Origin of the sequence: Niveispirillum sp., assembly GCF_017996735.1 — a bacterium.
In the GTDB taxonomy this organism is placed as follows: Bacteria; Pseudomonadota; Alphaproteobacteria; order Azospirillales; family Azospirillaceae; genus Niveispirillum.
Genome location: NZ_JAGOGJ010000192.1, coordinates 1 through 9,982 on the forward strand (window position 1 = coordinate 1; position 9,982 = coordinate 9,982).

The window sequence follows — 9,982 nt, forward strand, 5'->3', positions numbered from 1 at the left end:
TGTCCAGTTGCAGGGACGTGCCATCGGGGCGGATAAGACGCTGCCAAACCAGCAACGCACGCTCCTGCCCAAAGCTGACGCGGCTGTCATAGGTGCCGATCAGACGTGTGCCCTGGGGGATCAGCAGGATCTGGCCGGTGACGGTGTCATAGACATTCTCCGTCACCTGGGCCGTAGCGGTGCCCGGTAGGTCGGAATTGAGCCCAGTCACCAGGGCCGCCGCGATGATGCTGCCCGCCATGATCTGATGATGGGACGCGGGCCGCTGTTCGGCATAGGGGTTATAGATTCCGCCCGTGTCGGGGCGGGCCAGGAAGTCGAGCTTGGGCTGGGGGGCGTCAGGAGCCGCGTTTTCCGCTATAGTGTCCGGGCTACCCGGGGCTAGGCCGTTCCGATTTTCTGGATTGGCCGGTCTTGTTTTCGGTTCCGTGCGGATGAAAAGACCGGATTGACGCGCTTGGGCTCCAGCGTAGCCGCCTTGTTCGCGTCCGTGACACGCAGGGTCGGGGGGCGATTGTCGGGTGTCACAACGGTCGGCGCGGATGGGAGCGGCTGCAACTGACCGGGCAGCGGCAAGGGGACGGGCTTCTCGACAATCTGAACCGGCAACGGGCCGTCAGGTTCAACCGCTGCCGCCTGGAAATCGCTGCTGTCAAAGGCAATGACGGGCGGCTTCTTGGGTTGCCCCGCGCAGGCAGAGAGTATCCCGGCCAACAGGACAGGCAGGATCAGCTTGGTCATGGCGTGTTCCTCGGCGTGGGTTGGGCATCGAACTCCCGCGACCAGTCGATGGCGGTGATGGTGACGCCTAAGGGGTTGCGGGCCAGTGCTTCTGGCGTGCTGGGGGGCCGCAGGCTGACCACCAGGATCGACGTCCAGCGATCGGTACGGACCAGACTGCCGCGCTCGAAATGTTGCTCGGTCCATTTCACCTGGAAGGATTGGTCAGACGCGCGGACGATGCTGGTCACCTGCACCGTGACGCTGTTGGTGCCGATGCTGCTGAAGGGATCGTTGAGCTTGGCCTGTTCATTGAGGAACAGAGCCGCGCGGTCGGCCACGAAATCATAGGCGGCCAGCCAGTTCTGCCGGACCAGCACGGGATCGGTGGAGAGCGACCGAACATTGCTGATGAAGCGCCCCAGGTAATAGGCGACCTGGGCATCGGTAGGCTGATAGGCACTGGTTGCAGGTGCCACTGCACGGGCCTCGCCCAGCCGGTCGATCTCCACCACATAGGGGATGATCCGGCTCTGGCCGGACTGCCAGGCCACGATGCCACAAAGCCCCATGGCCAGCCCAAGGCAACCGAACGCCATCAGCCGCCAGTTCCGGGCCTGGACGCGTGCACTGCCAATCCGCTCGTCCCAGAGCTGGGCTGCCTTCTGGTAAGGCGTCACGGGCTCCGGCGTTGTGCCATACCGTTGCAGGGTGCGCTTGAACATGGTCAGTCATCCTTCTGATCGAGGGACGGGGCGGCACTGCCGCCGGACCGGTCCCCATCCTTGATGGCCTGTTCGGTGCTGTGGCGGCGGGCGCGGGCTGCCTGCTCAGCGCGCAGCTTGCGGGCCCAGGCCGGGGCGTTGTCGGTGGACGCTGGCGATGCCATGCCAGCGCCCTCCCCGCCTATGTCAGGTGTGGGGTCGGGGTTGGTGGACCGACGACCAGACTGATAGGCCTCGCGCAGCGGTTCGGTGATGCGATGACCAGCCTCCTTGGCCTTGCGCAGGGTGGCCTCTCCGGCGGCACGGGCGATACCGCCCACGCCAGACTGTCCAGCAGCCTGTGCGGATTGGTAGGCACCAGTAGCGACACCGCCCAGGCTGGCACCCGCACGCACAGCGGCGAGACCAGCCCCACCGGCAAGTCGGGCACCAGCAACAGCGGCACCGCCTGCGAGCAAAACCGTTCCGGCGGCGGCACCGGCCGTCCCAAGTGCAGCTCCTGCCCCCAGCTGCGGTGCGCCGGACACCAACCCAGCGGCGATACCAGGACCAAAGATGCCCAGCCCCAGCAGCGCCAGGGATGCCAGCACCATCGTCATGGCATCCTCAATCGACGGCGTCCTGCCCGATAGTGCCTCGGTGAATTCCCGAAAGAAGCTGGAGCCGATACCAACAATCACGGCCAGGACCATGATCTTGATGCCGGAGGAGATGACATGGCCCAGCACGCGCTCGGCCAGAAAGGCCGTCTTGCTCCACAGGGCAAAAGGCACCAGCACGAAACCAGCCAGCGAGGTCAGCTTGAATTCGACCAGCGTGATAAAGAGCTGTACCGCCAGGATGAAGAAGGCGATCACCACGAAGAACCAGGCCAGAACCATGATGGTCAGGTTCAGGGCGTTGCCGAAGATGTCAGGGAAGCCCAGCATGGTGCGGGCTTGATCCAGCAGCGGATGCGCCGCCTCAAACCCCACAGCCGCCAACTGTCCCGGATGCAGCAGGTCACTGGCCGACAGACCGGAATTCCCCGCGCGCAACCCAAGCTGCGCAAAGGAGCTATAAACAGCCTCGGAAAGGGCCTGGAAGTTACCCAGCACCAGCGCAAAGAAGCCGACATAGAGCACTTTGCGGATCAGGCGCGGCATCACGTCGTGATGGCCATCCATGGCCCAGAACAGCCCCGCCAGCACCATGTCGATGGTGATCAACGTCGCTGTCAGGTAGGCGACATCGCCCGACAGCAACCCGAAGCCACTGTCGATGTAGCGGATGAAGGTTTCCGTGAACCGGTCAATGACGCCCAGATCGCCCATGATGGTTTCCCTCAGCGGCTATAAGCGTGACCGTCGCCCAGAAACTGCCGGGTGCGTTCCCGCGCCATGGCATTGGCCTCGGCAATGGCGGCCTGGGTTTCGGCATCGGCGCGGTACTGGGCGGCCATCAGGCTTTGCAGTTGCATCTGCTGCTTGATGGACAAGGCCAGGAGCTGGTTACCCGCCTGCTGGGCCTGCAAACTGCCGTCAGCCCCCTGGCTGCGATTGACCAGATCGGTCAGTAACGGCGCATCGGCCTGGATCGCGGTCACGATGCCCGACTGCACCCGCATAGTCTGCTGGTACGCTGCCCTGGCGCTGTACCATTGGATGTCGGCCTGCTGGTCCAGGCTGGCGGCGTCGGCATCGCGGTATCCGCCGGGATAGGTGCGCTGCCAGGCGGCATCACTGCCAGCAAGGTCAAAGCCGATACTGTCGGCCTGGATCATCAGCCCGTCGATGCGGTTCAGGGCGCTGGTGATCAGACCCAGCGACGAGTAATCCAGCCGCTGAAGCTGCCGGGCCATGTTCTGCAACATGGTGGCTTGATTTTGCAGGGTGCGGATCTGGTTGTTGATCTGCTCCAAGGAACGGGCGGCCTGGAGCACATTCTGGGCATGGTTGGCGGGATCATAGACGGTGAAGGCTTCCGCCCTACCGATGATCAACACGACGGCCACCAAGGCCGCGAACAGCTTGGCGCTCATGGTTGGGTCTCCTCATGATAGCGGTCGAGAGTCTCGGCAGCCCAATCCAGTCCCTTGGCACGCAGCCAGGGACCGGCAAAACCACCCTGCCCCGCCTTAGCCAGAGCCTTTTCGATCAGTGCCTGCGACACCGGATCGGATGCGGCGCAGAAGGCCTTGGCCACAGGCCCAAGCCCCAGTTGGAACAGCCGGTTGCCGCGCCTTGATTGCAGGTAGTAATCCCGCTTGGGCGTGGCCTGGGCGATCAGGCCGATCTGGCGGTCATTCAGCCCGAACGCCGCATAGACGGCCCTGGCCTGCGGTTCGATGGCGCGGTCATTGGGCAGGAAGATGCGCTGCGGGCAGCTTTCGATCGGGGCCGGCGCGATACTGCTACCGGCGATATCGGCCAGCGACTGGGTGGCGAACAGCACCGCCACATTGCGCTTGCGCAGGACCTTCAGCCATTCTCGGATCCGGGCGGCAAAGGCGGGGTTGTCGAGATAGACCCATGCCTCATCCAGGATCAGCAGGGTGGGCGCGCCCGTAAAGCGCTCCTCCAGCCGATGGAAAAGGTAGGTCAGGACCGGCAACACGGCCCCCGTCCTGTGCAGCAATTCCTCCATCTCGAAACACTGCACGGCGGCCAAATCCAGGCCATCCGTGGCGGCGTCCAGCAGGGCACCGTGCGGCCCTTCCAGCGTGTAGGGCTGGAGGGCGGCTTTAAGCGGGTTGGATTGCAGCAGCAGGGACAGGCCGGTCAGCGTGCGCTGTTCCGGGGGTGCCCCGGCCAGACTATTCAGCGCTGACCAGACGAGGTCCTTGATCTCCGGCGACACCGCGACCTGTTCATGGTCCAGCAGACCAACAATCCAATCCGCGGCCCAGGCCCGCTGGTCGGGATCGTCGATGCGGCGCAGAGGCTGGAAGGACAGATCGCCCGTCTGGCCCAGCGCATGGTGGCGACCACCCATGGATAGGGTGGCCGCACGGGCAGAGTTGCCCTTGTCGAAGATATAGACCTGGGCACCGGGATAGCGGCAGAATTGCATGGCCATCAGGGCCAGCAGCACCGACTTGCCCGCCCCCGTCGGCCCCACCACCAGCATATGCCCGACGTCGCCGACATGGGTGGAAAAGCGGAACGGTGTCGCCCCGCTGGTCTCGGCCTGGAACAGCGGCGGGCCATCCAGATGCCAATTACGGGCGGGCCCTGCCCAGGTGGCCGACAGCGGCATCAGATGGACAAGGTTGAGGCTATGGACCAGCGGATGGCGGACATTGGCATAGACATGGCCGGGCAGGCTGCCCAACCAGGCCTCCACGGCGTTGATCCGTTCGGGAATGACGGTAAAACCCAACCCCGTCAGCACCCGCTCGACAGCGGCCAGCTTATCGTCCGCCACCTGCGGATCGGTGTCCCAAACGGTGACGGTCGTGGTCAGGTAGCCATAGGCAACATGGTCGGCGCCAAGGGATTGCAGCGCCTCATCGACATCCATTGCCTTGTTGTCAGCATCGCTGTCCAACAGGGTCGAGGGTTCGTTGGTCATCACCTCCCGCAACAGGGCACCGATGGATTTGCGTTTGGCGAACCAGTGGCGGCGCAACCGGTTCAAGGTCCGGGTGGCCTGCTCTTTATCCAGCGGGATCCAGCGCGTGACCCAGCGATAGGGGAAGTCCAGATGGTTCAACCCATCCAGCAGGCCAGGGCTTGTCTGGTTGGGAAAGCCCAGCACCGACAGGACCCGCAGATGCCGGTCACCCAGCATCGGCTCCAGCCCGCCCAGCAGGGCCGTGTCCACCAGCACACCGTCCAGATAGAGCGGTACGTCTGGCACGGCGACAGGATGCCGCCGGGTGGAGATGCAGCCGTGTAGGTAGGTCAGCGTCTCGGCGTCATCCAGATCATGCTGTTCAGGCAGGATGGTTTGCAGCAAACCCGCCAGCCGGAAGAATTCCTGCTGAAACTGTTCCAACTCCCGCCGCCAGTCGCGACGGCCACCCGTTACCTGCCCCCCATCCAACAAGGCATTGCTGGCACGGGCCTGACTGTCCGGTGGCGGCAGATAGAGGACGGTCAGATGGTAGACACTCTCATAGTGGCTGCCTGCCCGTTCAAACCCGGCCCGGCGTTCCTGATCCACCATCCACGACGCAGCGTCGGGAAAGGCGCTGTTGGGATAACCCGACGCCGGCACGCGTTCGGCCTCAAAGAACAACGCCCAGCCTGAACCCAGCCGTCGCAGGGCATTGTTGGTGCGCGCGGCCAGCGCCACGAGTTCCGCCTCGGTGGCGGAATCCAGGTCAGGCCCACGATAGCGCAGGGTGCGCTGGAAACTACCATCCTTGTTCAACACCGTGCCGGGGGCGACCAGCGCCGCCCAGGGCAAATGATCGGCCAGCCGGTCGGGCCGGGGGCGGTATTCACGCAGGTTCAGCATAACCAGCCTCCCGCTTGACGCAGGTGGCGAGCCAGAATGGTGGCGACGTGCGGATCGCGGCGACTGACCAGCACAGCCAGGCTATGCCCGCCCAGCGCCAACAACAGACCCGCCAGCCATTGCTGAAGCCCCAGGCCGATGGCAGCGGCGATGGTGCCATTGAGGATGGCCAGCGCGCGCGGCGCCACACCCAGCCGGATCGGCTCGGTCAGTGCGCGGTGCAGCGGCACGGTAAAACCTTCGGGCAGGTCCCTCATGGCAGCAGCGCCCCGCCGCCGAAGGAGAAGAAGGACAGGAAGAAGCTGGAGGCGGCAAACGCAACCGACAGACCAAAGACGATCTGGATCATCCGCCGGAAGCCGCCCGACGTTTCCCCAAAGGCCAGCGTCAGGCCCGTGGTGATGATGATGATCACCGCCACGATCTTGGCGACGGGGCCTTGGACGGAGTCCAGGATGCGCTGGAGGGGATCCTCCCAGGGCATGCCTGAGCCGGCGGCGTGGGCAGGTGCCACCAGCAGCAGGGCCATGCCGGCAAAGGCCAGGGAACGCAGACGGGACACGCGGAACGGTCGCATGCGAAGCGGTGGCATATTGATCTCCTGTCAAAGCTGTTGAAGGTCGGCCGGACCCAAGGTGACGATCCGGTAATCGCCATGGGCGTCGAGCCCATCGGTGCGGGCGATGGCATCCACCCGACGCTGTCCGCCACGGGATTGGATATGGACGATCAGGTCCACGGCCTCGGCGATCAGGCGGCGGGGCACGGTGACCACCGCCTCCTGCGCCAACTGTTCCAGCCGATAGAGGGCGGCCGGGGCGGAGTTCGCATGCAGGGTGGCGATGCCGCCGGGATGGCCGGTGTTCCAGGCCTTGAGCAGGTCGAGCGCCTCGCCGCCCCGGACCTCCCCCACGATGATCCGGTCGGGCCGCAGCCGCAGGGTGGAGCGAACCAAATCGCGCAGGCTGACCACGCCCGGTCGCGTGCGCAGCGCCACGCAGTCCGGTGCTGCACATTGCAGCTCGCGCGTATCCTCGATCAGCACCAGCCGTTCGCAGGTCTGGGACAGTTCTGCCAGCAGGGCATTGGTCAGCGTGGTCTTGCCGGACGCCGTGCCGCCCGCCACCAGAATGTTGCGGCGCGTCTGCACGGCCCGGCGCAGGGCATCGGCCTGCAAGGGCGACAGAATGCCGTCGCTGACATAGTCGGCCAGGGTCAGGATGCGCGCCGCCGGTTTGCGGATGGCAAAACAGGGTGCCGTCACCACGGGGGGCAACAACCCCTCGAACCGCTCACTCGTTGGCAATTCCGCCGACAGAATGGGCCGGTCGGCATGGGTTTCGGCACCGACATGCGAGGCGACCAACCGGATCAGCCGTTCCACCTCCTCGGGCGGCACCACCATGCCGGTGGCGGTAATCCCCTGCCCGGCCCTCTCCAGGCGCAGCATGCCATCAGGATTGACCATCACCTCGGTCACGGTCGGATCATCCAGAGCGGCGGCGATATCCGGTCCAAGGGCCGTGCGCAGCATGGAATGGCGGCGTTCGTCCGCCTCGCGCTTGGGGCTCATGCTGTGCCCTCCCGGCTGGCCGACAGGGTGCGGGAGGGGGCGGCCATCTGGCGGCCCACCTGATCAATGAATTTCTGGAACCGCTCCTTGCCCACGGCGTGGGCGGCCCGGTCCGGTTCGGGCACGGGGGCCGTGACGGTCAGTTGGTAGCGGACATACAGCGCCAGACTTTCCAGCAGCACCTGCACATCCCGTTCGATCCGCTCCAACTGCCGCCCCTGCCGGTCCAGCCGGATGCGCAGCGACTCCTCAATGCCATTGGCCCCTCGCCGGGTCAGGTATTGGCGCAGCGCATCGGACACGATGGCGGATTTGGTCGTGCCAGGCTTGGCGGCAAGGGCCTCCAGCTGGGTCGACAACTCATCATCGAGATAGAGGTGATGGCGGGGTTTCATGGCCCGGCTCCAACAGCGGAAATGTTGGTGCCAAGCGTGGGACAGAGCGGCGGATTCTCTTATGGCCGTTACCTACGCCCTTGCGCGATCTGCACCACGGCTGGCAATCACCCCTGTCCATCCTGGTAACTGGTCAGACGCCGATCATTCAGGGTAAAGGCTTGGAAATCGGGCACTCTGTCGGTGCCTGCAACGCAGAACGGGATGAGAGATGACGGAAAAGATCAGCAAGGACGACCTGGCCGCCATCGTGGCTGAGGTCACGGGCAGCACCAAGGTCAGCGGCAAGGAAGCCGTTGAACGTATCCTGGGCGCCATTGCCACCGGCCTGAAGGATGGCAAGGAGATCAATCTCGCTGGCTTTGGCAAGTTCACGGCCCAGCAGGTACCGGAGCGTCAGGGCCGCAACCCGCAGACGGGGGCACCGACCACCATCGCCGCCCAGACCAAGGCCAAGTTCTCGCCGGCCAAGGCGCTGAAAGATGTGCTGAACGGCTGATCCTGATGGCGATGCCTCACCCAGCGGGCATCGCCAATCCCGCCACGGTCAGAAGTTGGGTAGCAGATCGTCGCGCGAGCCCTCGTTGATCGCATGGGCACGGGCGACATTCGATAACCGGTCCATGGCGCGCTTATCCGCAGCCACATCCGTCTCGTCATCGGCAGTCCCAAACAGGTCGGCACCGTCAGGGTCGACCGGCCTGACCGTCCCCTCCTCCGGCAGCCCCGGATGGCGCTGCTGCTGTAGACCACCCTCGCTCAGTTCATCCAACGCGGCATCCTCGTCATCCTCAGCCAAACGCTGATCCATGCCGCGCACCTGTCCGCCCCAATCATCGGATCGGGTCGGCGGACGGTCGGCATAGGGGCCATCCGACAGGGTTGGGGCCGGCAACACCCGCTCCGTGAAGTTCCGATCCTCGTAGTAGCGAAGCTTGCGGGCGCGGATCGGGGACAGGCCAGACACCAGCACCAGTTGATCCGTCGGCGGCAACTGCATCACCTCGCCCGGCGTCAGCAGGGGGCGGGCTGTTTCCTGTCGGCTGACCATGACATGGGACAGCCAGGGAGCCAGCCGGTGGCCGGCATAGTTGCGCTGCGCCCGCAATTCGGTCGCCGTGCCCAGCGCGTCCGAGATGCGTTTGGCCGTCCGCTCATCATTGCTGCTGAAGGCGATGCGGACATGGCAATTGTCCAGAATAGCGTTGTTCTCGCCGTAGGCCTTGGAGATCTGGTTCAGGCTCTGGGCAATCAGGTAGGCGCGGATGCCATAGCCCGCCATGAAGGCCAATGCCGTCTCAAAGAAATCTAGCCGCCCCAGGGCCGGGAACTCATCCAGCATCATCAGTAACTGGTGCCGCCGCCGCTTGGCGGGATCGCCCTCCAACCGCTCGGTCAGACGCCGCCCGATCTGGTTCAGCACCAGACGCACCAGCGGCTTGGTACGGGAAATGTCCGATGGCGGGATCACGAGGTACAGCGACACCGGTTGCGGCGCATCCACCAGATCGGCAATCCGCCAGTCACAAGCCGCCGTCGTGGCCGCGACCGTAGGATCACGGTAAAGGCCCAGGAAGGACATGGCGGTGGACAGCACGCCTGACCGCTCGTTCTCCGACTTGTTCAGCACCTCCCGTGCCGCTGACGCGACGACGGGATGGACGATGGGCTTATCAGGCGTTCCCAGATGATTGGTGGCCATCATCCGGCGCAGGGTGTGGGCAAAGCTACGCCTGGGGTCGGACAGGAAGGTGGCCACCCGCGCCAGGGTTTTCTCCTCCTCGGCATACAGCACATGCAGGATGGCACCGACCAGCAGGCTGTGGGAGGTTTTCTCCCAGTGGTTCCGGCGTTCCAATGCCCCCTCGGGATCGACCAGAATGTCGGCAATGTTCTGCACATCGCGGACCTCATCCGGTCCCTTGCGCACCTCCAGCAGCGGATTGTAGCGAGCCGAGCGCGGGTCGGTGGGGTTGAACAGCAGGCTGTGCGAGAAGCGCGCCCGCCACCCCGCCGTCAACTGCCAGTTCTCACCCTTGATGTCGTGGATCACCGCCGATCCGGTCCAGGACAGCAATGTCGGCACCACCAGCCCCACGCCCTTGCCCGACCGGGTGGGCGCAAAG

At 64.9% G+C, this 9,982-nt stretch carries 12 protein-coding genes; 1 reads left to right on the plus strand and 11 read right to left on the minus strand.

The genetic code is table 11. The annotated features are described in order from the left end of the window. From KBA48_RS30670 to KBA48_RS30715, 10 genes are all read right to left on the minus strand, one after another. A partial coding sequence (locus KBA48_RS30670; RefSeq protein ID WP_367273896.1) for a TrbI/VirB10 family protein occupies window positions 1-241 on the minus strand: 241 nt, incomplete at its 3' end. A 140-nt stretch (window positions 242-381) separates the two neighbouring features. Continuing rightward, window positions 382-741, minus strand: a complete 360-nt coding sequence (locus tag KBA48_RS30675) for a hypothetical protein (RefSeq protein WP_292912490.1) — start codon at window positions 739-741, stop codon at window positions 382-384. Beyond that, a complete protein-coding gene (gene trbF / locus KBA48_RS30680) occupies window positions 738-1,445 on the minus strand; it encodes a conjugal transfer protein TrbF (protein ID WP_292912491.1) in 708 nt (235 codons plus the stop codon). The genes KBA48_RS30675 and trbF overlap by 4 nt, the downstream gene beginning before the upstream one ends. Window positions 1,446-1,447: 2 nt before the next feature. After that, window positions 1,448-2,758, minus strand: coding sequence for a P-type conjugative transfer protein TrbL (gene trbL, locus KBA48_RS30685; RefSeq protein ID WP_292912492.1), 1,311 nt, complete (start codon window positions 2,756-2,758; stop codon window positions 1,448-1,450). A gap of 11 nt (window positions 2,759-2,769) precedes the next feature. Further along, complete coding sequence (trbJ, locus tag KBA48_RS30690; RefSeq protein WP_292912493.1) at window positions 2,770-3,465, minus strand: P-type conjugative transfer protein TrbJ; 696 nt, start codon at window positions 3,463-3,465, stop codon at window positions 2,770-2,772. Further along, on the minus strand, window positions 3,462-5,888 hold the full coding sequence (gene trbE / locus KBA48_RS30695) for a conjugal transfer protein TrbE (protein WP_292912494.1): 2,427 nt from the start codon (window positions 5,886-5,888) through the stop codon (window positions 3,462-3,464). Before trbE ends, trbJ begins: the two co-directional genes overlap by 4 nt. Further along, window positions 5,882-6,145 carry a VirB3 family type IV secretion system protein gene (locus KBA48_RS30700; protein ID WP_292912495.1) on the minus strand — a complete coding sequence of 88 codons (264 nt, stop codon included), beginning with the start codon at window positions 6,143-6,145 and terminating at the stop codon, window positions 5,882-5,884. Before KBA48_RS30700 ends, trbE begins: the two co-directional genes overlap by 7 nt. Next, a complete protein-coding gene (locus KBA48_RS30705) occupies window positions 6,142-6,465 on the minus strand; it encodes a TrbC/VirB2 family protein (protein WP_292912500.1) in 324 nt (107 codons plus the stop codon). The genes KBA48_RS30700 and KBA48_RS30705 overlap by 4 nt, the downstream gene beginning before the upstream one ends. A gap of 27 nt (window positions 6,466-6,492) precedes the next feature. Continuing rightward, window positions 6,493-7,461 carry a P-type conjugative transfer ATPase TrbB gene (gene trbB, locus KBA48_RS30710; protein ID WP_292912496.1) on the minus strand — a complete coding sequence of 323 codons (969 nt, stop codon included), beginning with the start codon at window positions 7,459-7,461 and terminating at the stop codon, window positions 6,493-6,495. Continuing rightward, entirely contained in the window at window positions 7,458-7,856 is a 399-nt protein-coding gene (locus tag KBA48_RS30715) for a CopG family transcriptional regulator (RefSeq protein ID WP_292912497.1), read from the minus strand. Before KBA48_RS30715 ends, trbB begins: the two co-directional genes overlap by 4 nt. Window positions 7,857-8,067: 211 nt before the next feature. On the opposite strand from KBA48_RS30715, the gene KBA48_RS30720 reads away from it, so the two are divergent. Next, the gene (locus KBA48_RS30720) at window positions 8,068-8,355 is read left to right on the plus strand and encodes an HU family DNA-binding protein (RefSeq protein ID WP_292912498.1); all 288 of its coding nucleotides are present in this window, start codon (window positions 8,068-8,070) and stop codon (window positions 8,353-8,355) included. Between the two features lie 48 nt (window positions 8,356-8,403). Here the strand turns inward: KBA48_RS30720 and traG are convergent. Further along, a partial coding sequence (traG, locus tag KBA48_RS30725; protein WP_292912499.1) for an IncP-type conjugal transfer protein TraG occupies window positions 8,404-9,982 on the minus strand: 1,579 nt, incomplete at its 5' end.

Bases quoted from the DNA above. Each gene is read 5' to 3' on its own strand.
- trbL (WP_292912492.1), bottom strand. From the start codon at position 2,758: ATGGGCGATCTGGGCGTCATTGACCGGTTCACGGAAACCTTCATCCGC.
- KBA48_RS30700 (WP_292912495.1), bottom strand. From the start codon at position 6,145: ATGAGGGACCTGCCCGAAGGTTTTACCGTGCCGCTGCACCGCGCACTG.
- trbF (WP_292912491.1), bottom strand. From the start codon at position 1,445: ATGTTCAAGCGCACCCTGCAACGGTATGGCACAACGCCGGAGCCCGTG.
- trbJ (WP_292912493.1), bottom strand. From the start codon at position 3,465: ATGAGCGCCAAGCTGTTCGCGGCCTTGGTGGCCGTCGTGTTGATCATC.
- KBA48_RS30675 (WP_292912490.1), bottom strand. From the start codon at position 741: ATGACCAAGCTGATCCTGCCTGTCCTGTTGGCCGGGATACTCTCTGCC.
- KBA48_RS30715 (WP_292912497.1), bottom strand. From the start codon at position 7,856: ATGAAACCCCGCCATCACCTCTATCTCGATGATGAGTTGTCGACCCAG.
- KBA48_RS30720 (WP_292912498.1), top strand. From the start codon at position 8,068: ATGACGGAAAAGATCAGCAAGGACGACCTGGCCGCCATCGTGGCTGAG.
- trbE (WP_292912494.1), bottom strand. From the start codon at position 5,888: ATGCTGAACCTGCGTGAATACCGCCCCCGGCCCGACCGGCTGGCCGAT.
- trbB (WP_292912496.1), bottom strand. From the start codon at position 7,461: ATGAGCCCCAAGCGCGAGGCGGACGAACGCCGCCATTCCATGCTGCGC.
- KBA48_RS30705 (WP_292912500.1), bottom strand. From the start codon at position 6,465: ATGCGACCGTTCCGCGTGTCCCGTCTGCGTTCCCTGGCCTTTGCCGGC.